This is a genomic window from Listeria grayi (assembly GCF_900638015.1).
GTDB lineage: Bacteria > Bacillota > Bacilli > Lactobacillales > Listeriaceae > Listeria > Listeria grayi.
The window spans coordinates 844283-865691 of the sequence record NZ_LR134483.1 but is presented as its reverse complement, the minus strand read 5'-3'; the positions used below and the strand labels follow the sequence as shown (position 1 = coordinate 865691).

Below are 21409 nucleotides of genomic sequence, written 5' to 3'. Positions count from 1 at the left end.
AAAAAAGGTTGTGATAGGAATGGAATTAGTGGACTTATTGGTCACGAAAGAAGATGTCTTAGCTGCGTATGATACACTCAAATCAGTGGTACGTCATACACCATTGGAATATGATTTTTATTTATCACAAAAATATGATTGTCATGTTTACTTAAAGCGAGAAGATCAGCAGCAGGTGCGTTCTTTCAAGATCCGCGGCGCTTATTATGCGATCAAGCAATTGACAGCCGCGCAATTAGCAAATGGAGTAGTATGTGCTAGTGCCGGCAACCATGCGCAAGGTGTTGCTTACACATGCAATCAGCTCAAAGTCCCGGCAACCATTTTTATGCCTACCACTACACCAAAACAAAAAATCGATCAAGTCACATTTTTTGGCGGTACAGAAGTTACCGTCGAACTGATCGGCGATACTTTTGACGCTTCCTCTAAAGCAGCTGTCCGTTTCGCTAATGACAATCAGAAAACTATCATCCCTCCTTTTGACGATGCTAATGTGATTGCTGGTCAAGGCACATTGGCTGTGGAAATGCTAGAAGATCTGACAAACGAAAACAACGCTGCAGATTTTGTGTTTGCCGGAATCGGTGGTGGCGGTCTGATCAGCGGGATAAGTGCTTATTTGAAATCCACCAGCCCTTCCACTAAAATCATCGGTGTCGAACCAAGCGGAGCTCCTTCTATGGCAGCTGCTCTTGAACAAGACCATGTCGTTTGTTTAGAACAGATCGATAAATTTGTAGACGGTGCTGCCGTCAAACAGGTCGGCGAGCGTAATTTTCTCCATGTCAAGACATTGGTGGACGATGTGATCGACGTACCGGAAGGCGAAGTATGCAGCACGATCTTGGATCTCTATTCCAAACAAGCGATCGTTGCGGAACCAGCTGGTGCTTTATCCGTAGCTGCCTTGAATCATTATCGTGACAAGATCAAAGGTAAAACAGTCGTCTGCGTCGTCAGTGGTGGTAATAATGATATCAATCGGATGCAGGAAATCGAAGAACGTTCGCTCTTATTTGAAGGACTCAAGCATTACTTTATTGTCAACTTTCCGCAGCGTCCAGGGGCATTAAAAGAATTCGTCAACGAGGTCCTAGGTCCTGAAGATGACATTACCAAATTTGAATACACGAAGAAAGTAAATCGCGGGAATGGCCCTGTGATCATCGGGGTACTTTTGAAATATAAACAGGAATATCCCGACTTACTGAAACGAGTAGAAGCCTTTGATCCCAGCTTTATCGCCATTAATGAAAATCACATGCTGTATGGTTTATTGGTTTAAAAAAGGTAGCAACTGCTGAGGTTGCTACCTTTTTTAGTACTTTATTATTCCGAAAAGAGCGCTTGATAGTTATCGAGATAGACCGTTCTATTCGGCTCATCTAACAATTGGATCGCCTGTAGAAGCTGTTTCTTTGCCTCGGATTCAGCAAATGGCACATCCTTCAAATCAGCGTCATTTAAAAGCCTTGTTCCTTCTGCCTTGATTTTAACGATGAGATCTTCCTGAGGATCATTGGCAAGTGTTTTATTGCGCAGTCCCCATTTCGTCATTACCAGCGTATTCGTCTTTGTTGCTTTATCGATAATAGACTCAGACGAGCGAAGACGATTTTTTGTCTCGGCATGATAGATTTCCACGATGTCCCCTTCTTTGAAAGGAAACGAATCTTTTCCAACCTTTGTTCCAGTTCCCTCCATCGTCTTTTCATAACGTGTCATTCCTGCTGCATCTTTGACGACCACTTTCGCATAAGTTTCCCCGCTGTAATAACTATGCGGTTTTTCAGCAGTAACATCGAGCGTGGCGGAATCATCGTTTCGATTCGTCGTAAAAGTCGCGAATTTGGCATCGCCTAGTCCTAGGAGTTGGATGCTTTGATTTGCTAATTTACTGATGTTTATCTTTTCAAGTGAGATCTTCGCATCATTTTGGGCTTCTTTCACATAAACATAATGCGTATCAGCAATATATGGAGCGACTTCTTTCCCTATGAACGTTACAGTATAAATACCATTTGGCACTTGTTTAAAGTCTAGTGTCTCTCCTTCCACAGTTTGCTCCGCGATCATTTTTGTCCCGTCTTTGAGCTGCAGTTTTGCTCCATTTAGCGCCTTTACATCCTCCGCTTTTAATTGGATACTCAGATCTCCTTTTAATCCTAAGGAAGCGATATCCTTATTCTGTACCATTTCAAAATTAGAATTGATCAATATTGTCGGATCTACTAGAGTGCGTGCACTAGCTAATTTGCTCTCCGGTATGATATCAGCGAGTGAAGCTATTGCTGGATAGGATTTTGCGCGGTTTTTAACAGCTTGATCATCTGCTAGTACTAGCCCCCACCGTTGCAAAACGGGTGTAAAGTCTTGTTTACTTGTTTCGCTGTAGTAGCGATTTAGCAAATCTGGCAGTGGGTAATCCGTTTTGCTGAAACCATTCTGATTGGCAAGCTCTCGATATCCTTGGTACATCTTAGTAAAAGCTTCATTTCCAGCTTTTTGTTTCAACATCGTCAGCAAAATCAACTTTTCGCGTAGATCTACAGAGCCATATGTTCCGTCTTGTTTGACCAATTTCGTATACAGATTTTTCTCTACCGCTTCTTTTTTCCCGTAATTAAAGAGCCAGCCGATTTGATCTGCTTTTTTCCCATATTTTTCATATTGGTATTGGACACCGAATAAGTTATTGGAAACTTCCCCTGTATACATGCCTTGTCCATCGAAACCGGCTTGATAGCCATGAGCGATCTCATGAAGCGTTGCCCAATCTACCTTTGTCAGCCACATATCTGTCGTTGCGTAGCTATTGGCCGTCCAATTACCGCCATAATAGGCGCCCCCTGCACCATGACTATCCGCTTTTAAAAAGTAGCGATTGCTGCCATTTTTATTAACCGCAGAACTATCATCGAAACCAGCAATTTGATTATAATAGGCAAATAAATCTTGATAATGCGCTATTAATTCATCTAAGGAAGCATAATCTTTGAGATTGCGAACTGCATTTTTATCTCGCTTCGGGATAAGTAGTTGAAAATCTTTCCCTTTGATCAACGCATAATTTCCATCCTTATCGTCCCATGTTTGAAAAAAGGTTTCCGCATCGCCATGATATGCATAAACAGGAAGCGGCTTCTGTGTCTGCTCACTATCTACCTCATATTCCAGCTGAGCACCTGACTCGCCATAAGGCGTGTCGACAAAAGGAACAAGTGCTTCCGTTCCACTAACCGTCGTCCAATCACTGCCGACTTTTACCGATTTTTCGGTTGCTGAATCATTTCCTAAAAGCCGGACCGTCAATGACTGCTTATAAGCTGGATTAGCTTGGCGGACTTTCAAGACTGTGTTTTCTCGTAAAATAAAGCCTAGATCTTGACGATCATGGTTCTTTCCTTTACTCATTCCCGCTTTAAAAATCCAAGTTGGTTCTTGAATACTGAATACATCTTTCTTCCCTGTTTCTTTGGCTTCTGCTTGCATACTGCCGATACATACAAGCAACACACTAACTATTACTAAGAAAAATCCCGTTTTTTTCATTTCTATTCCTCCTTTTCTATACCTTTACTATACAATAAAATTCAAGATTTGTTAGGAAAACTGGGTGGTGTTCTTTAAAAATCTGTATTATAATTAAAAACTAACTGTTTTAATCAAATCTCTTTATTTAAAACAATTAAAGGTTTATACTAAAATAGTAGAGGGAAAACCTGTATTAATAGTATTTAACTTTTTCAATAATACAAGGAGTGTTTATGATGACTAGAAAAAATCGTTTATTCCAGCATTCCACCATGGCCGCATTAGTTGGCGGTTTGTTTAGTGGGACAACCACCTTTAAGGAGTTGCTCGCAAATGGTGATCTTGGAATTGGTACATTAGATGAATTTGACGGCGAATTGATCGTGGTTGACGGTAAAGCGTATCAGATCCGTTCTGACGGTAAGGCATATGAAGTGAAACCAGAAGATACAACGCCATACGCAAGTGTTTCTTTTTTTGATGCGGATACTTCCCTAACCATCGAGGAATCCAAATCAAAAGATGAAGTCGAAGCACTGATGGCTTCCCATATGCAAGGTCCGAATGTTTTTTACGCAGTCAAATTAACGGGAAACTTTCGTTATGTGGATACACGTGTTGTTCCTAAACAAACTAGACCTTATCCGCCACTTATTGAAGCAGTAAAAGAACAACCGACTTATCACTTCGAATATATCACTGGTACGATCGTCGGTTTTTGGACCCCCGCTTATATCAGTGGGATCGGAGTGGCAGGTTATCATATCCATTTCATTGATGATATGCGCCAAGTCGGTGGACACGTTTTCGATTACGAAATGTTGGACGGCACGGTCGAATTTGCGCAACAAACGGAGTTCGAATTACAGTTGCCACAAACAACGGAATTCTTACGAAGTGATTTGACAACGCCAGATATGCTGGATCAAATCGAAGCGGCAGAAAAATAAAAAAACTATTTCCTTTTACTAGGAAATAGTTTTTTTTTGCTTCAAATGCCAGTATGTCTTTCAACATCACTATGCTGCTTCGACCATCGTAAACTAGCGACCATACCAGTAATCGATAGAATGAAGATAGCTAGTAAAATCGAAATGTTCGATATAAAACTCATTGCAAGCGCATTTACAATAATAATGCCAATAACACTATAAGGCAGTATTTTTGTTCGGAAAGCACGGTTATACACCCACCAATTGATAACAATGACACCCAGATAAACGAGAAATGCTAGCAGTAAGCCTATTTTATTCGCCGTATCCCATTCAACGCCCACAACGCCATAGGTGGCAATCAAGAACTGCAGATTGATCGCAATGATGATAAAGACATGTAGATAAGCTGTTGCAAATCCTGTACTATTTTTCACCTTATTCATACCAAATCGATAATGATACATATAAAGCCAGAACAGCATGATGACAAAAACAAAATAAATGACACTTCGGATCGTTACATGCTCGATCTCAATAGCATTGACTAGGAAAATCAATCCTTCGCCAAATAATAAAATGACAAATAAGCTCAGCCGCTCAGCAAGGTGCCCAAAGTGGATGGGATTTTTTTTGGAAACTGGATAAAACAACAGTGGAAATACCACCGCTACCATGACAGAGACAAAATAGATCCAAAAGTGGATCCCAGCTGGTGCCAGCAGTCCAACTGTCGCGATCGCGCAGGAGAGTAACAATCCGCCTGCATATACCAAAACTATTGCACGACTGGTATTGTTGCGTTTCAATACATAATTCAACACGTACTGCAACGCGATACTTAAAAATATCAATGTGGTCAGTCCGGTGAAACTGATAAATGTTTTTTCAAAATCAGCATTGATCGTTTTCGACAAGAGAATCACTAAAAACATGTCAATAAAAACAAACATGTATTGATACCACTCTTTCTCAAAAAAGCGGTTGACCAATAGCGTGCGGTAGATCCAGATAGCGAAGAACACCAGAAAGAGCATCGTATTTTTCCCTAAACTTTCTAATGTCAGCAAACTTGGTGAGATATGTTCGACAGTATGATTGATCTGCGACAGCACATAGACAAAGATCAAGTCAAAGAACAGTTCGGACATACTCACTTCTTTTTCTTTCATAATTCATTCATCCCCTTTTATTAAAACCTATAAAAAATAGTACCATATTTCCCAGTAAATTTCAGTCTTATAAAAAAACAGCCTTATTTGCTAAGGCTGTTAGCACGTATAAAAGATAATAGCCATGATTAACTGCTTTTACGTTTTGTATAGATGAAAAAATGTCGCGAATCCACTTCCTATACTCGTTGATCATGTCACTTTTTATTTACCTCTCCGTTTTACCCAAAATTTCGTTAATAGCATTAATCGTAAAAAATATTACGTTTCTCTCTAGATGATTTTACTACTGACATAATGCCTGATATCAAAAACAGAACGCCTGTTATCCAGCCGTAACTAAAAAAGCAAAGCCCTCCTACTACTATGAGTGTAATCGACCAACCTTTGATATTCTGCCCATTTTTCATTTTAAAGGCAGCTATAAAACCAATGATACAAGCTGCCACTGCTAAAAGGAAAAAATAGAAAACAATCCCTCCGCCTACAGTCAAGCCAATCACATCATCTGAAGTTAGTGCATCCGTATTTATAGATGTTCCTATTCCTAAAAAGGCTAACATAATCCCCATAAATAAAATCCCAAGTATTGCAAGACTCGCTCCGATAATCGTCATAATAAATTCTGCTTTTCTTTGTTCCATTTCTTTTCTCCTTCAACTAGTTATTTTGTGACTTGAATAATGCGCATTTTCCGATTATGGTGTGTCAACCCTAGCTTTTCTCTACATAAGTCAACCAATAATCTTCGAATTTTTCTTTAAACACTTCAGTCCCAATCCGACCGCGTAAATCTAAAACATGTACGCTGTTATCTATAAATTTCACTTGATATTTATAGATAACACTTCGTTTTTTGTTATATTGGCGATAGCACCCTATATCAACAACTTCTATCCACCGCTTTTTATATTGCTTTCCTTCCTCATAATAAGTAAAACCTTGTTCCTCCATTTTGTATAAAATGCCCTCATATTTAAGCATAATATTCAGATCAACAATGGCTGTTGCTAACATCGCAAAAGAAAAGGTTCCTGCTACTGAAAATAAAAAAATCAGATACATTCCGCCTATCAATAAAACAAGTAGCAATGCGATGATATTTATGATTAGAGATTGCCTTAGTACAAACTTACATATCGCAACTACTACAGCTGTTAGTGTTAAAACAATTAGTATGCCCATCGTAAACTCTTTAAAAATATCAGCCCATGTAATTCTAATCTCAAGTTTCCCATTGATCATGATTAGCAACAACCTCTTTTTTTACTCTTTTATCAATAAGTAGTACCTTCAAATTTTTTAGCTATTTCGGCCGTGCTATTGATTCCGATATCTTCAGTATCTATTTTCCACTTACTATTTACTTTCTTTAAATGGACCGTCGAAACGGTACTTGTCTTCAAAGGCATTTTTGTAAGGATTTCCGGAAATTCTTTAATGACAATCCCTATAACAGCACTTTGTGTTTCTTTATAGCTTGCTTTATAGTTTGTTTCCTTTTGAAGTTTATTGGAAAGATCGGACATTTGTGAATTTAGAACTGTAAGGCTGATAGTGCGTACTTTAACGCCGATATAAGCATCTTCTCCGGAAAAAGATTCTAACGTGTAAGCAACATGACCTCTAGAAGCGTTTCCTTTTTTTAATTCCTTCAATAAAGCAGTAAGATCTTTATCCGCAATAGGGTTTGAAAAAGTAAAATTCCGTTGAATTTTTTCCTTTGTTTCTGTATCAAATTCCTTTTTATCTGCTGTCAGACTATTTTCCACATACTTATCCGCATATAGATCTGACTTCCCAAGGTAAACTTCATTCACATAAGCTTTCAATGCTTTTTCGGCTTCCTTGCTCTTATCCTCATAATTTCGTGTATCAATTTTAAGACTTATTGGTTTAGCCTTTTTAATATTGGGCGCATAATTTAGTGTGTATACGCCTTGCTTCTCAATTTTAAAGACAATGTTTCCTGTTAAGGACGTGTCTGCAGTTATTTTCTTAGCTGTTAGATAATCGTTGTCCATAGACATATGAGAATAACCTATATAGCTTTCTGCATTCGTTGCTTCTTTTTCTTTATTTACTAAAGAAAAATTATTTGCCAATAATCTTTCTGTATCTGTACTATTATTGGTTAGTTTTATACGTAAAGATAGGTATTTCTCGTCATTTTCAGATTTAGGAATAACATACGTTCCTGATAATACTTTTATTGCTATACTTTTTTTAGAAACTTCTACCGTTTTCGTTTCCCCTTTTTTCTTTGGTGACTCTGACCCTAGTGAACATCCCATTAATGAAATGCATACTAGTAAGGTTATACCAAGCATGCCGAATTTTTTCATAAATACCTCCTCTTTTCTATCTAATGCATTAATCCATAAGGCTGTCTTTTTTTACGTGAGAATGACGCCGCTGTTTTTTCATAATAAAGAGAGAGTCTACTAAATCGATTCTATAGTGCTGCTCTCCATAAAGCCCCTTATATATTTCGAAAGTAAGAGATTATGGATTGCTTGTATCATAATTTTTCCCTTTATTATCTTTAAATGCGTATATCTTGTTCGCTTCTATATCGTATTTTTCTCCCCTTATTCATTAGTATGCTATCACATTAATTATAGCTTAGTTTTTTCTATTAAAATGTGACAAATTTCCGAATTTTTATCTGATTTTGTATCAAAAAAGTGAACTTTTTCGATCCCAATCTCTTATGGGAGTATTAAATTTGATTTTGGTGTTTTATATCTACTTATTCTTTTTATTAAAGCTCCACTTAGTGACGTTTGATTGACTATATAGGAATATAAAGGAAAGCCAATTCCACCGACCAACTTATCTTCCCTTTACGCATGGCTTTTGCCAAATTTGAACGTGAACTAATATAGCATAAAAAAAACAGTATGGAAAGGAGAAAGTCCCACACTGTTTTCCCTATTTTTTTATTTCTGAATTTCTGTTGTCACGTTAGAAATCTCCATCTGTTGACTGGAGGTGTCTACAAAAAAAAGCCATACACCCAATAAGGCAAGGATAATCACTATTACTTGATAAACAATCGCTGTGATAGCAATAATTTTTACGCTAGTTGGATAATTTCTCCGCTTCGCAAGTAAATAGATGCTAGGAACTAATCCAATAACTGGTAGAGTGAAAGCCAAAATAGAAGCGATGATCAGCCCTAGTATATTCATTATATCCATCGGTTCTTTGTTCATTTTATTTACTCCTTTCTAATCTATGATGTATATCCAATGACTATGAGATTCACATCTTTATATGTATGTGAATCTAGTAGCATTATAGCATAACCCTACGCCTATTTCTGAATCTATAGACACCTCATGTCCAACAAAGAAAAAAATCAACTTTCGGCTTAACTTACAGCCTTCAAAAGTTGATTTTTCCGACCTGAGAGCCTTATCCAAACAAGGCTCTCCAATAAGTAACACTAATTCTATCATTTCCCATCAAACTGTCAACTGTTTTTCACGTATAACATCTCATATAGTAATCCTTCTAAGCCTTTGATCTGCAATTGTCCTAGTACGGCGCCAATTTGGAAATCATCGCCTTGTGATTGCCAGATCGTGTACAAGCGGTCTTTGAGATCATAAGCGATTTCCGCTTTATCCAGCCGCCGATATACTTCTGCGGTCACATCTTGAACCTTATTCGGCTCTAGGGAGGCGAATATGGCTGTTTCACTTTCTAAAGCAAATATTTCTTTTTCTACTCGCTTTGCACCAACTGCTTCACCAAGTGCGGCAAAACCTTTTAAATGCAGGAGATGTGTTCGCTCTTTTGGTAAAACGCCAGCTGGATCTTCGACATGGAGATGGACTTTTTTCGCTTCTATATCCAATTCGACAGTCGTTTTTGCTTCATTGTCCCCTGCTTTTTCCACCATTGTAAAACGATTGCTTGTTCCTGCAAACAGCTGCCATTCCAGTGTGAGCGGCAATGTTTCGCCTTTAGTCTCAGCCGGATATTTATCTAGTGGGATGATTGCTCCTGCTTTGGCAAAAACAGGATATTCTTCCAGACTTCTGAATACTTCAAGCTCCACATTTCCTTTATACCTTCTACCTGTGAAAAAGTCATACCAGCTACCTTCTGGGAGCCAGACTTTTGTGGAACCGTATTGCAGCTTTTTATCCATTCGTTCTGTGATCGGCGCGACGATCAATTGTTCGCCGAAATAATATTCATTCGGAACGTGGTATGCTTCTTCGCGATCTGGATTCAGGTAATAAATCGGCATGATCAGTGGGATTCCTTCGCGATGTGTTTGCACATTCAGTGTATACAGATAAGGGATAAATGCATGTCGAAGGCGTAAGAAATCTTTCATTGCTTCTGCGACGATCGGGTTGAAACGCCATGGCTCTTTCCCAGTAAATGGGCTGCAAGAGCTGTGCAGACGATTGATCGGACTGAAAACGCCGAATTGATACCAACGCAGTGCCAATTCATCTTCGCGGTAACCTTGCATATGTCCGCCAATATCATGGCTCCACCACGTATAACCAATATTCGAAGCGGTCGCCGTGAAATAGGGTTGAAACGCCAAGGATTTCCATGAGATCACGGCATCGCCGGAAAATCCGATTGGGTAGCGATGGCTGCCCGGCCCAGCGTAGCGAGATAAAATGATGCCATTGGCGTGATTGGCTTGGATATCTTGATAATGATAGTGGTTCAGTAGCCAAAGTGGATCTAAACCACGGTTGCCGGTATTTGTCCCTTGCTGCCAGTCGATCCACCAGAAATCAACTCCCTCTTTTTCAAGCGGATGATGAACATCTTCAAAATAGGTTTCCCGAAAAGCGGGATTGTCGATATCAAACTTAGCTGGCTCTTCGATGCTAGGGTCCAGTCCCAATTTTTCTGCGACGACAGGATATTGTTCTTCAAAAGCTAAAATCCCAGAAGCAGGATGCACATTGAGCGTTACTTTTAACCCTTTGTCGTGAAGCGTTTTCAAAAAACGTTTTGGATCGGGAAATAATTCGCGATTCCATGTGTAGCCTGTCCAGCCACTTCCGAAACGTTCAGGAAGATCAGTCAGATGCCAATCCATATCGATCACGCTGACAGATAGCGGTACCTTTTCGTTTTCAAAGCGATCCATTAATTCCAAATATTCCCCTTCGTCATATTTCCAATATCTGCTCCACCAATTCCCTAGCGCATAACGTGGTAAAAGCGGTGTTTTACCTGTCAGTTTGTAAAAATCTTGGATTGCTTCTAAATAACTACGGCCATAACCGAAAAAGTACAGATCTTCTTCGGGTTGTTTTCGCGGCTCTGGATTATTATTTTCATCTAAAACAAAAGAATCCGAATCATCGAGGATCGCCAAGCCGGCCTTGCTGATGATGCCCTCTCCTAGCTCCGTGCTGCCGTCGATCATATCTAGCGTTCGAGCAGTGCCTTTCAGGGTTTCCGGAGTTGTCCCATAATACCAGCGATTATTGTAGAGCGAATATTTATTTAAAACATCGATGAACAGATTATCTTTGGAAAAAGCTGCTTTATTATAATAAAGATGAAAGTGAGTAGTAATGATCTCTAGACGATTCTCTTCATCGATAAGATGATAGGCTACTTTACCAAGATCACGGTTCAAAACGGTCTGGGTCGGTGCATCTTCAAACACGCCGGTCTCGGAATACTCCAAGCGGATCAGTTTCTCCGTGATCAATGTAAATCGATAGGTCTCTCCTTGAATGATATTGTCTTCTTGCATGTAGTCCACTCCTTTGTTCAAATCTTAACATTAAGTCCGTTTCATCACGGATTCTCGTTCGATCAATTCGCCAGGCAAGATAAAATTCTTTTCCTGCTCCGTCTCTTTATTCTTGGTACGGCTCGCTAATACATCCACGGCCAATTCGCCTTTGCGTACTTGATCCAGACGAATGGTGGTAAGTGGCGGATCCATTAGTTTAGCATAGCGGATATCATCAAAGCCGATAATGGAAATGTGCTTTGGATCATAGCAATGATTTTCCTTTAGATAATGAATAAATTCTACCGCAAGAAAATCAGCAGTAACTACCAATGCAGTGATTTTATCCAGTTGTGTCACTATTTTCTCGAATTCAAAACTAGTAAAGCTCAAACGGTCATCGTATTGAAGTCCGTGCTCCGCTAAAGCTTGCTTATAGCCTTCAAAACGGCTGTGGATAACACCAGTGGCATCGATCTTAAATGGATAAGATAGGAAACCGATCTGCTCGTGACCGCAGTTTGCTAAATAATCCGTTGCCTGATAACCAACTTTTTTATCATCTGTATGGATAAAGCAGCGTTCCCACTTGCTCGTTTTCACTTCTTGCTTGGTTTCTTCTGAAAGGTGGGTATCGATAAAAATAACTGGTGCCTGAATCTTATGATCAATGGCCGCAAAAAAACTTTCCGATACCCCGACAGCGATAAAACCTTCAAATTTCCAATTCATTTGTACCGCTTCGACGTCTTCTACAGAAGTAATGTTGTGGATCAAGGTAAAATAACCATATTCTTTTGCTTTTTTCTCAATACCTTCCAAAATCTCGGTAACAAACGGATCTGCAAAGTTGATGCGTTCATTTTCCGAATAATAAAGTAGACCGATCAGTCGGGAAGAAGATTTTACGAGCGAACGAGCATTCATATTCGGTGTATAATTGTACTTTTTCATGATGGATTCGATCAGTTTGATTTTATCCGCGGAAACGCGGTGTGCCTTTTTATTGATCACATTCGACACAGTTGTCACACTTACACCAGATTCTTCTGCTATTTGTTTGATTGTAATTTTCATATTCTCACCAACTCTATTTTAATACAGTCATTATATGGTTTTTTTCGAAAAATTGATAGTTTTATTTGCCTGAGCCTTTCGCGATCCCTGCTACAAATTGCTTCTGGAAAATCAAATAAATAATGATGACCGGAATGATCGAGATGGATGTAGCGGCAAATAAACCGCCGTAATCCGTGCCATATTGACCATTGAACAAGCGTAGCCCTACAGAGATCAATTGTTTGTTTTCGTCATTGATCATGAGATAAGGCCAGAGGAAATCTTCCCAGACCCAAAGGAATTGGAAAATCGCCAAACTTGCGATCGTGTTGCGCGACATCGGTAAAATGATGCGATGGAAAATATAAAAATCCGATGCTCCGTCGATCCGAGCCGCTTCCATCATTTCATCAGAGATCTGCGAGATACTTTGCCGGAATAAAAAGATCCCGAAAGCACTTATCATGGAGGGTATGATCAACGACTTATACGAATCGAGCCAGCCGAACTGCAGCATCATCTCATATTTAGGAATGATCGTTACACACCACGGTAGCATCATTGTGGATAACACGATTCCGAAAATGACTTTTTTAAATCGGAAATGGAACTTCGCAAACACGAAGCCGATTGCTGCGCTCGTATAAATAATGATCACAGTGACGACGATCGCAATAAATAGACTGTTTGCAAACATCCGCATAAAATTGAAATTTTCCTGAACATTGATATAATTCTGCAGCGTCGACATCTTCGGAAAAAACGATCCACCGATTTTGACGATCTCGCTGTTTGGTGCAAAAGAGGACACCAGCATCCAGATAAAAGGAATGACCGTAATCAGCGCAAGCACCAATAATATCAGGTTAAAACCCCATTTAAACATTTTACTGGCAAGGGATTCTTGGATCATGGCGTCATCTTCCTTTCTCCGGTTACTTTAAACATGATCGCTGTAAGCAGCGCGATCATAACAAACAAAATGATACTCATTGCCGAAGCAGTACCGAAATTGTACTTCACAAAAGCCTCGTCATAAATCAAATAGGAGATCACATAGGTGGATGTCCCCGGACCGCCGTCCGTCATAATCAAGATTTGGATGTAGGTCTGTAAGTAAGTAATTAAAGAAGTAATGACTACGAATAATGTCGTCGGTTTCAAGAGCGGCCAGGTAATACTTCTGAACTGCTGCCATTTTGAAGCGCCGTCAATGCTTGCTGCTTCGTAAACGTCGTCTGGCAAACTCATCAATCCACCGATGAAAATAACCGTCGCATAGCCGAAATCTTTCCAGATCGTCATGATAATAATAGCTGGCAAGGCATAATGCGAATTGTTGAGCCAATTGATATCCAGCCCGAACACTTTGTTGATCAGCCCGAATTGCGGATTATACAACCACATCCACACAAAGGAAACAGCTACGAGCGGTGTGATCGTCGGCATGTAGAACATCCCTTGGAAAAAGGACTTTACCTTTGTCATTTTGGAGTAGATCATCAGCGCCAGCCCTAATCCGATCACGACACGAAAAACAATCGCGAAGAAGGAAAAAATAAAGGTATTGCTGATCGAGCTCCAAAATAATTTATCAGCAAGGACATCTTTAAAATTTTGCAGGCCGACAAAATCATATTTATCAATGAGCGGATTCCAATCATGAAAACTCCCGGCGAATGCTTTATAGATCGGGTATACTAAGAAAATCGCGAGATAGATCACTAAGAGCAACATGGTTGTATTCTTAAAATCGAAAAACCGTAGTGCCTTCCGCTTTGCTTTCACTTCCATATTTCTCATCCTTTTTTAAAGGAGTACACCAAGTTCATCCCTTGATGCACTCCCCAAAATTAATTTGCTTCGTTATAGAATTTATATTTCGATTCGCTTGCTTTAAAATCGCTCTTCGCCATTTCTTTATCGATTTTCGCTTGTCCGTCTTTCAGCGCTTGGTCGACTGATTTACCGTTATAAAGTACATCCTCCATTGTTTGTGTCGAAGTCGATTCGATTACTGCTGGGAATGCGCCCGGCCAGATCAAACGATCGATGCGGTTAGATAACGCTTTCAAAACTGGATCCGCTAAAATATCTTTGTCTTTCGCTAGGGATTTCTTCGTTGGGAAGGAAGCTAGATTCAATGCTCCTTGTTTCGAATAGTCATCATTTGCGAGCAAGTATTTCAAGAAGTCCTGCGCTACTGCTTGTTGCTCTTTCGTTTGATTTTTGTTGATACCTGGAGTACTTTCCCCGTTGTAGCGGTCATACGCGAATGGGGTATCTTTTGTCGGTGTTGGCGTTGGGAAAACCCCATAATCGATGTCCGGATATTTATTTTTCAGTTCTCCTTGATACCAACCCCATTTATAAACCATCGCACTTTGCCCATTTCCAAAGCTTTGAGAAGAATCTGTTCCGAAATCTTTGGAGCCGACTTTTTCTTTGTCATAGAGATCTTTCAGGAATTGCGTGTTTTCTTTGGTTGTTTTATTATCGAAATTCACTTTTTTGCCATCTTTATCAAAAAGCAGTGTTCCTTTTTGATAATTCAAGCCCTCGATCATCGCACTATATGTTTCACTGTTAAAGTTGAAACCAGCCTGCGTGATCTTACCACTTTTTTCTTTAGTCAATTTTTTCGCTACTGCTGTGAATTCTTCCCATGTTTTCGGAATATCGCTCTCCGTTAAACCTGCTTCTTTCCATAATTTCTTGTTATAGTAAATGTTACCAGTATTGATAGAGATATCTGTGTAATAGATTTTACCGTCTACTACATGAGAAGGTACAGAAGTAAAGTCTGCTTCTAAGTCTTTGACTGGGATTTTGTATGCTGCCATGTAAGGCATCAACAAATCATTTTGAGAGTTGTGAACATTAAAGATCGCTGGTCCATTTTTCCCTTTCAGTGCTAATGGCAGCTTCGTCCAGAAATCATCCCAAGGCTGGATAACTGTTTTGATCTTGACATTTGGATATGTTTTTTCATATTTTTTTGCTAATGCAATGGCAGGATCATTGTCGACCCATGTCCAGTACTCGATATCGATCGGTTCGCCTTTATTCACGAGATGATTAGGATCATATTTGACAGTTTGACCAATCGGATCAAGTCCTTTGTCTTTCTTCGTATCTTTCTTGCCACTCCCTGTGCTACTTCCACCTGATGAACAAGCTGCTAAGCTTACAACCATTAAAACTAAAACGACTGTAACTAATTTTTTCCACATAACAAGCCCTCCATTTTCTAAGGTTTAACGTTAAACTGAATTACAAACAAAGTTTAACGTTAAACTTAAATTTTGTCAAGCGCTTACATTTTGATTTTAATGCCGTTTATCCTCGAAAAGCTTGTCCGTTCTATGGTTTGTCTTTAGAAAAAAAATCAAAAAAAACTTAACAGTTATAAGCTGCTAAGTTCAGACGGAAGAAAAACACCATTCAATCATTTCCGGGCTATTCCCAGCTTGGCGAAAAAATGATTAGATTCTAGGCAAAGTCGAGTACCGAAGCGGAACGTACTTATGTAGGTGAGCATCGGAACGCAGACATTAACAACGAAGATAAGCGTTTTTCGCCAAGCAGTCTCAAACCCGTTGGTTGACTCGCGCTACGCTACCGCGTTCGATCAATTCGATCTCAAAATGCTGATTGCCTACTTTTTCCGTGGGTGCTTCAACTTTGCGTAGCAACAGTTCCGCCGCTGTTGCTCCGATTTGATAAACTGGCTGACGGACAGTCGTAAGCGGTGGTGTTGTAAATGCAGACATCTCGATATCATCAAATCCGATCACACTGAGGTCTTCCGGGATGCGGATTTTTTCTCCCCAGGCTGCCCGGTACGTTCCAAATGCCATTAAATCATTCGTTGCAAAAATCGCGGTAACGTCTTCTTTCAGTAATCGCTCTGCCGCTTCATATCCGCCTTGTGTCGTTTGATTTGCTCGCTCGATATACTTCTCTTGGACTGGGATCCCGGCTTCTGCTAAAGCTTCAAAATATCCTTCCAACCGACCGCTGACATTGTAAAAAGTAGTATCCGACGTAATGATTCCGATTTTACGGTGACCATTTTCGATCAAATGACGCGTGGCGATATAACCGCCTTGGACGTCGTCGATCGTGATCCGGCCTTCTTGACGGGGATTCAGTTGATGATCCAGCAAGATGTACGGGCGCTTTTTCACACGAATCGCATTAAGTGTCTTTTCATCGATCAAATGTGGTGTCGCGATAATAACACCGTCCACTGCCCGGTGCAACAACTCTTCGACATATTGAAATTCCCGCTGGCGTTCATTAGAAGAGTTGCAGAGAATGATCATGTAATCATTTTGATTTAGGAAGTCTTCTGCCCCTTTGATCATTTGTGAGAAAAACGGATCAGTCACTTCCGGAACGATCATACCAATCGTGTTGGTGCGGGTAATGACCATGTTTTTCGCGAAGAAATTCGGTTTGTAATTTTGTTCCTTCGCTGTTTTCAATACACGTTCTCGAGTTGCAAGGCTGAACCGTTCTCCTTTTCCATTTAAGATTTGTGATACGGCGGTGATCGATACCCCTGTTGCTGCCGCTATTTCACGGATTGTCACTCCCATGTATTCTCCCCCTCGGCTTAATAAAGCGCCTTCATCATTATACGAGCCTATTGTCCTTTCCTTTAGTATACAAATAAAAAAGCCGCTCGTAAACGTTATTCTTGCTTACAAGCGGCTTTTTGCGGATTTTTAATAGAATTGGTCAGGAAGTAAGGTTTCTCCGAGCTGGATATTGTCGCGATAATCGATCGGAATATCGACTACCACAGGGCCTTCTGTGCGTATAGCTTCGGAAAGAACACTTTCCAATTCATCTGGATGATTGACACGAAGTCCTTTTGCACCAAAGCTTTCTGCATATTTCACGATATCGACAGCACCGAAACGCACTGCTGCTTCTTTACCGTATTTCATTTTTTGTTGGAAAGCAACCATATCATAGCTACCATCATTCCAAACTAAATGAACAAGTGGCGCATGAAGACGAACAGCTGTTTCAAGTTCCATTGCGGAAAACAAGAAACCTCCATCTCCAGAAATCGAAACTACTTTTTCGCCTGGACGAACAAGTGTTGCAGCAATGCCCCAAGGAAGTGCTACGCCTAGCGTCTGCATACCATTAGAGAAAAGCAGACGGCGCGGTTCATAGGAGCGGAAATGACGTGCCATCCAGATATAATGAGAGCCAACATCAACGGTTACAGTCACGTTGTCATCGATCATCGAACGCAATGTTTGAATGACGTGAAGCGGATGCACGACGTTGGAATCAGGATAAACCGGGGGAACATCTCGTTCTTCTAATTTGCTGCGCAGATTATCTAAAACGGCAATTTCTTTGTCAGCCAATTCCAGACCGTCAAATTTTGCGTTGATCGAATCCACTGTCAAAGCAATGTTGCCGACTAATTCTGTCACAGGTTGATAATAATGGTCGATATCTGCCATAATGTCATCGATATGCACAATGGCATGTTCAGAACCTGCATTCCATGCTTTTGGATCGTATTCGATTGGATCGTAGCCAACTGTGATTACTAGATCTGCTTTATTCAATAAAATATCTCCTGGTTGATTGCGGAATAAGCCAACTCGTCCGAAGAAGTTAGTTTCTAGGTCGCGAGAAATGACGCCGGCTGCTTGGAAAGTTTCGACAACAGGGATACTCGTTTTTTCCAATAAGCGTCTGATCGCACCGGTCACTTCAGGACTTGATGCCCGCATTCCTAGTAATAATACTGGTAATTTTGCTTTCTTCAAACGCGCTACTAATTTCGCTACTTGTTCGGAAGAAGCTGGACCGCTTTTCGGCTTTTGAAGTGGACGAATCGCTTTCACCGGCACATTTTCTTCCCCCACGATATCTTGCGGCAAGCTGACAAAAGCAGCACCTTGATTCGGTTCAGAGGCGGCACGGAATGCATTCGTGAGTGCTTCCGGAACGTTTTCGGCATGGATGACTTCTTCGCTGTATTTGGTGATTGGGCGGAACAACGCAGCATTATCCATTGATTGATGTGTCCGTTTCAAACGATCTTGACGCGTAACATTTCCGGCGATCGCAACAACCGGATCCCCTTCTGCGGTTGCAGTGACAAGTCCAGTTGCTAAATTTGAAGCTCCTGGTCCACTGGTTACCATGACAACCCCTGGTTTCCCTGTAAGGCGCCCGATCGCAGCAGCCATAAATGCAGCATTTTGCTCATGCCGGCTGACAATCAACTCTGGTCCTCGATCTGCCATCACATCAAATACTTTATCGATCTTAGCACCTGGGATCCCGAATACATGCGTAACACCTTGATTGATCAACGTATCAACCACTAAATCGGCTCCTGATTTGGTTGCTTGTGCTTCTTTTGCTTTTTCCATTTCCATCATTCCTTGTTATAATTTATTATATTGATTTTATTAATACAGTTATATCTATAAAAACGATTATACTCTTATAATTGCATTTTACAAGGATTTTATTTTATTTTCTGTTATATAATTACTTTAAAACTGTATCAAAAGCTGTGACAATAAAAAAAACCGGCAATGCTCCTTTCCCTGAGCATTGCCGGTTTTTTCGCTTCAACGGTCAAACGATTAAAGTTTAACTACGTTTTCAGCTTGAGGGCCACGTTGACCTTCAACGATTTCGAATTCTACGCTTTGACCTTCGTCAAGTGTTTTGAATCCGTCGCCTTGGATAGCGCTGAAGTGTACGAATACGTCGTCTCCGCCTTCAACTTCGATGAAACCAAAGCCTTTTTCACTGTTGAACCATTTAACTGTACCTGTTTGCATAATTCACAAACCTCCAAAAAATTTTCTTAATATGTTCCTTTACTAACAAAAAACGACTGGAAACTGCCTTACAACAAGCTAACCTTTGTTTTTCATAAAAAAATTCACATATTATAAAGGGAATTAGACCAAAATGAAGAAGTATTAACACCCTTTATAAAATGTGAATTCTCGGTAACACTTTTGGTTCTATATTCTTATTACATTTATATAGTAACGCTTGTGCAGAAATTTTGCAAGCAAAATATAATACGGTTACAAGATTGAATATTCTTGCTTTTTTATTTTGACATGTCCTATCTTTACACGATCAAAAAAGGAAAACGAGACCACTCTGTTTGATGTGATCTCGTTTTTTAACGCCGATTAATTACCTAGATTTGTCTTATCATTCAGACGCCATTTGCGTAGCAGCTGATGCAGTGGTGCTTTTACAAGCAAGTATACTGCCACGGAGATCGTCGACGCTGCAACGCCGATCAATAATCCGCCCAGTACATCGGTTGGATAGTGGACCCCTAAGTAGATGCGCGAGTACATAATGCTGAGGATCAGTAGAAAAGCTACCACACCGATCACGATTCTTTGATAGACTTTATGAACGACGAGCATCAAGAAAAGTGCCGCTAAACTGAAAAACACTGCTGACGCTGTAGCATGTCCACTTGGGAAACTAAAACCGCTTTCCTGCACGAGCCACTGTCCTTGTGCTGGCCGAACTCGGCTCACGATATGTTTCAAAAGATAGTTCACGATGATAGCGCCCACCAATACCGTGCCTCCGAACCATAAGCCAGTGACAAATTTACGGAAAGCGAACAGGATCAAGGCAATAATAACCGTATAAACGATCACGAATTCTGCACTGCCGAGGTGTGTATAAAATTTGATGAATGCCGTTTTGCCACTTGTGAAGTCGGTATGGATATGATGGATCCAGTAAAGATCAAATTTAGCTACCCAATTGCTTTCTTTGATAATGCCGACCATGTCGATCAGAAACAGGATCAATGCCACGATCCCGACTGCTAGTAATGCTGTAATTGTTTTTTGATTCTTATTCATTTTGAGCTCCTTTTAGACATTTTCTTGTAAAAACGCGGTTGTTTCCTTTACGAGCTGCTGATAATTTTCTTCCTCACCAGTTTCTTTTGCTTGAATGACAGAAATACCTTCCGCTTCATCAAAACGGACGATTCCTGTCTTGGTGAATGTCGCGTTTCCAATCAAATGAAGTTTGTAAGTGCCGTCGTCGGCTTGTTCCGCCGTTACTTGCACCCTTCCGCCGTCATTATATACATGCGTCACTGCTTCCAGTGTATCATCATCTAGTTGCTTTTTGATGAGACTAGAGGCTGACATTGCTGTACCGCAAGCATTGGTAAAGCCTACGCCGCGTTCAAACGTACGAACATAGATCTTATCCGCTGCCAATCGTTTAACGAAGCTGACATTGACGCCGTCAGGGAAATACGGATTTTCCCCATTCAGATAACTGGCTAACGTTTCTTGTTTATCAGAATCCAACTGCTCTTGATCGACAAAACTGATCAAATGCGGATTAGGAACCGCTACAGTAGAAAAGGCAAGTTCGTTATCCAGCTCAGGAATCGGTTCGTTGAATACGGCTTTCCCATTGTAATGGAACGGCAGTGCTTCCGGTTCAAATAAAACCGGCGAGATCTCGACTTGGTAAGTTGGGATTCCAAAACCAAGAGATTCTGCCTGTGCCACTTCTAGATTTGCTTTCATCGTTTCAACGATCAGCTGCTTTTCATCTTCTTTTTCCAACAAATAACGTGCTACTGTCCGCAGTCCATTCCCGCACATAGAGGCTTCGGAGGTATCGCTGTTGAAAACGCGCATTTTATAGGCGGCACCGGCATTGATACTTGCACTGACGAATAAGACGCCATCAGCACCACCAAGTTCATGCGAACGGTCACAGATCTGTTTGGTGAAGATCCGGCGGTTCACATCGGTCCAATCCACAATGCGGTTATCGATCTCATCAATAATAAAAAAGTCATTTTGAGAACCATGTACTTTGATAAATGTCAGTTCCATTGCTTTCACACCTTTACCCGTTTTTTTCTATTGTACCATTAAAAAATGGAGTCAGCGAGAAAACTCCATTCG

The 21409-nt window shown here is 40.4% G+C and carries 18 protein-coding genes; 2 read left to right on the top strand and 16 right to left on the bottom strand.

The window, feature by feature from the left end; all coding sequences use genetic code 11:
• The first annotated feature begins 19 nt into the window (after positions 1 to 19).
• Complete coding sequence (gene ilvA, locus EL241_RS04105) at positions 20 to 1288, top strand: threonine ammonia-lyase IlvA (protein WP_003758297.1); 1269 nt, start codon at positions 20 to 22, stop codon at positions 1286 to 1288.
• 44 nt (positions 1289 to 1332) lie between these two features.
• Here ilvA and EL241_RS04100 read toward each other — a convergent pair whose 3' ends face one another.
• Positions 1333 to 3555, bottom strand: coding sequence for a putative mucin/carbohydrate-binding domain-containing protein (locus tag EL241_RS04100; protein WP_036104558.1), 2223 nt, complete (start codon positions 3553 to 3555; stop codon positions 1333 to 1335).
• A 215-nt stretch (positions 3556 to 3770) separates the two neighbouring features.
• Here EL241_RS04100 and budA point away from each other — a divergent pair, with 215 nt between their 5' ends.
• Entirely contained in the window at positions 3771 to 4487 is a 717-nt protein-coding gene (budA, locus tag EL241_RS04095; protein WP_003758292.1) for an acetolactate decarboxylase, read from the top strand.
• A gap of 41 nt (positions 4488 to 4528) precedes the next feature.
• Here budA and EL241_RS04090 read toward each other — a convergent pair whose 3' ends face one another.
• From EL241_RS04090 to dapF, 15 genes are all read right to left on the bottom strand, one after another.
• Positions 4529 to 5641, bottom strand: a complete 1113-nt coding sequence (locus EL241_RS04090) for a low temperature requirement protein A (protein WP_036104559.1) — start codon at positions 5639 to 5641, stop codon at positions 4529 to 4531.
• Between the two features lie 245 nt (positions 5642 to 5886).
• Positions 5887 to 6285, bottom strand: a complete 399-nt coding sequence (locus EL241_RS04085; RefSeq protein ID WP_036104560.1) for a DUF4064 domain-containing protein — start codon at positions 6283 to 6285, stop codon at positions 5887 to 5889.
• A 70-nt stretch (positions 6286 to 6355) separates the two neighbouring features.
• Positions 6356 to 6886, bottom strand: coding sequence for a hypothetical protein (locus EL241_RS04080; protein ID WP_036104563.1), 531 nt, complete (start codon positions 6884 to 6886; stop codon positions 6356 to 6358).
• A 32-nt stretch (positions 6887 to 6918) separates the two neighbouring features.
• Positions 6919 to 7986: a DUF5105 domain-containing protein gene (locus tag EL241_RS04075; RefSeq protein ID WP_126320373.1), complete on the bottom strand. Its 1068-nt coding sequence runs from the start codon at positions 7984 to 7986 to the stop codon at positions 6919 to 6921.
• Between the two features lie 597 nt (positions 7987 to 8583).
• Positions 8584 to 8859, bottom strand: a complete 276-nt coding sequence (locus EL241_RS04070; protein ID WP_003758280.1) for a hypothetical protein — start codon at positions 8857 to 8859, stop codon at positions 8584 to 8586.
• 260 nt (positions 8860 to 9119) lie between these two features.
• Positions 9120 to 11393, bottom strand: a complete 2274-nt coding sequence (locus EL241_RS04065) for a glycoside hydrolase family 31 protein (protein WP_036104569.1) — start codon at positions 11391 to 11393, stop codon at positions 9120 to 9122.
• Positions 11394 to 11423: 30 nt separating this feature from the next.
• Positions 11424 to 12452, bottom strand: coding sequence for a LacI family DNA-binding transcriptional regulator (locus tag EL241_RS04060; RefSeq protein WP_036104572.1), 1029 nt, complete (start codon positions 12450 to 12452; stop codon positions 11424 to 11426).
• A 61-nt stretch (positions 12453 to 12513) separates the two neighbouring features.
• Positions 12514 to 13347: a carbohydrate ABC transporter permease gene (locus tag EL241_RS04055; RefSeq protein WP_036104574.1), complete on the bottom strand. Its 834-nt coding sequence runs from the start codon at positions 13345 to 13347 to the stop codon at positions 12514 to 12516.
• Positions 13344 to 14228 carry a carbohydrate ABC transporter permease gene (locus EL241_RS04050; RefSeq protein ID WP_036104577.1) on the bottom strand — a complete coding sequence of 295 codons (885 nt, stop codon included), beginning with the start codon at positions 14226 to 14228 and terminating at the stop codon, positions 13344 to 13346. The genes EL241_RS04055 and EL241_RS04050 overlap by 4 nt, the downstream gene beginning before the upstream one ends.
• A 59-nt stretch (positions 14229 to 14287) precedes the next feature.
• Entirely contained in the window at positions 14288 to 15667 is a 1380-nt protein-coding gene (locus EL241_RS04045; protein ID WP_036104580.1) for an extracellular solute-binding protein, read from the bottom strand.
• Between the two features lie 357 nt (positions 15668 to 16024).
• Positions 16025 to 17038, bottom strand: a complete 1014-nt coding sequence (locus EL241_RS04040; protein ID WP_036104583.1) for a LacI family DNA-binding transcriptional regulator — start codon at positions 17036 to 17038, stop codon at positions 16025 to 16027.
• A gap of 129 nt (positions 17039 to 17167) precedes the next feature.
• Positions 17168 to 18859, bottom strand: coding sequence for an acetolactate synthase AlsS (gene alsS / locus EL241_RS04035; protein ID WP_126320371.1), 1692 nt, complete (start codon positions 18857 to 18859; stop codon positions 17168 to 17170).
• Between the two features lie 210 nt (positions 18860 to 19069).
• Positions 19070 to 19270, bottom strand: a complete 201-nt coding sequence (cspD, locus tag EL241_RS04030) for a cold-shock protein CspD (protein WP_003758264.1) — start codon at positions 19268 to 19270, stop codon at positions 19070 to 19072.
• Positions 19271 to 19636: 366 nt separating this feature from the next.
• Positions 19637 to 20335 carry a phosphatase PAP2 family protein gene (locus EL241_RS04025; protein WP_003758261.1) on the bottom strand — a complete coding sequence of 233 codons (699 nt, stop codon included), beginning with the start codon at positions 20333 to 20335 and terminating at the stop codon, positions 19637 to 19639.
• A gap of 12 nt (positions 20336 to 20347) precedes the next feature.
• Complete coding sequence (gene dapF / locus EL241_RS04020) at positions 20348 to 21337, bottom strand: diaminopimelate epimerase (RefSeq protein WP_003758259.1); 990 nt, start codon at positions 21335 to 21337, stop codon at positions 20348 to 20350.
• Positions 21338 to 21409: the final 72 nt, after the last annotated feature.

Bases quoted from the DNA above. Each gene is read 5' to 3' on its own strand.
- ilvA (WP_003758297.1), top strand. From the start codon at position 20: ATGGAATTAGTGGACTTATTGGTCACGAAAGAAGATGTCTTAGCTGCG.
- EL241_RS04100 (WP_036104558.1), bottom strand. From the start codon at position 3,555: ATGAAAAAAACGGGATTTTTCTTAGTAATAGTTAGTGTGTTGCTTGTA.
- budA (WP_003758292.1), top strand. From the start codon at position 3,771: ATGATGACTAGAAAAAATCGTTTATTCCAGCATTCCACCATGGCCGCA.
- EL241_RS04090 (WP_036104559.1), bottom strand. From the start codon at position 5,641: ATGAAAGAAAAAGAAGTGAGTATGTCCGAACTGTTCTTTGACTTGATC.
- EL241_RS04085 (WP_036104560.1), bottom strand. From the start codon at position 6,285: ATGGAACAAAGAAAAGCAGAATTTATTATGACGATTATCGGAGCGAGT.
- EL241_RS04080 (WP_036104563.1), bottom strand. From the start codon at position 6,886: ATGATCAATGGGAAACTTGAGATTAGAATTACATGGGCTGATATTTTT.
- EL241_RS04075 (WP_126320373.1), bottom strand. From the start codon at position 7,986: ATGAAAAAATTCGGCATGCTTGGTATAACCTTACTAGTATGCATTTCA.
- EL241_RS04070 (WP_003758280.1), bottom strand. From the start codon at position 8,859: ATGAACAAAGAACCGATGGATATAATGAATATACTAGGGCTGATCATC.
- EL241_RS04065 (WP_036104569.1), bottom strand. From the start codon at position 11,393: ATGCAAGAAGACAATATCATTCAAGGAGAGACCTATCGATTTACATTG.
- EL241_RS04060 (WP_036104572.1), bottom strand. From the start codon at position 12,452: ATGAAAATTACAATCAAACAAATAGCAGAAGAATCTGGTGTAAGTGTG.
- EL241_RS04055 (WP_036104574.1), bottom strand. From the start codon at position 13,347: ATGATCCAAGAATCCCTTGCCAGTAAAATGTTTAAATGGGGTTTTAAC.
- EL241_RS04050 (WP_036104577.1), bottom strand. From the start codon at position 14,228: ATGGAAGTGAAAGCAAAGCGGAAGGCACTACGGTTTTTCGATTTTAAG.
- EL241_RS04045 (WP_036104580.1), bottom strand. From the start codon at position 15,667: ATGTGGAAAAAATTAGTTACAGTCGTTTTAGTTTTAATGGTTGTAAGC.
- EL241_RS04040 (WP_036104583.1), bottom strand. From the start codon at position 17,038: ATGGGAGTGACAATCCGTGAAATAGCGGCAGCAACAGGGGTATCGATC.
- alsS (WP_126320371.1), bottom strand. From the start codon at position 18,859: ATGATGGAAATGGAAAAAGCAAAAGAAGCACAAGCAACCAAATCAGGA.
- cspD (WP_003758264.1), bottom strand. From the start codon at position 19,270: ATGCAAACAGGTACAGTTAAATGGTTCAACAGTGAAAAAGGCTTTGGT.
- EL241_RS04025 (WP_003758261.1), bottom strand. From the start codon at position 20,335: ATGAATAAGAATCAAAAAACAATTACAGCATTACTAGCAGTCGGGATC.
- dapF (WP_003758259.1), bottom strand. From the start codon at position 21,337: ATGGAACTGACATTTATCAAAGTACATGGTTCTCAAAATGACTTTTTT.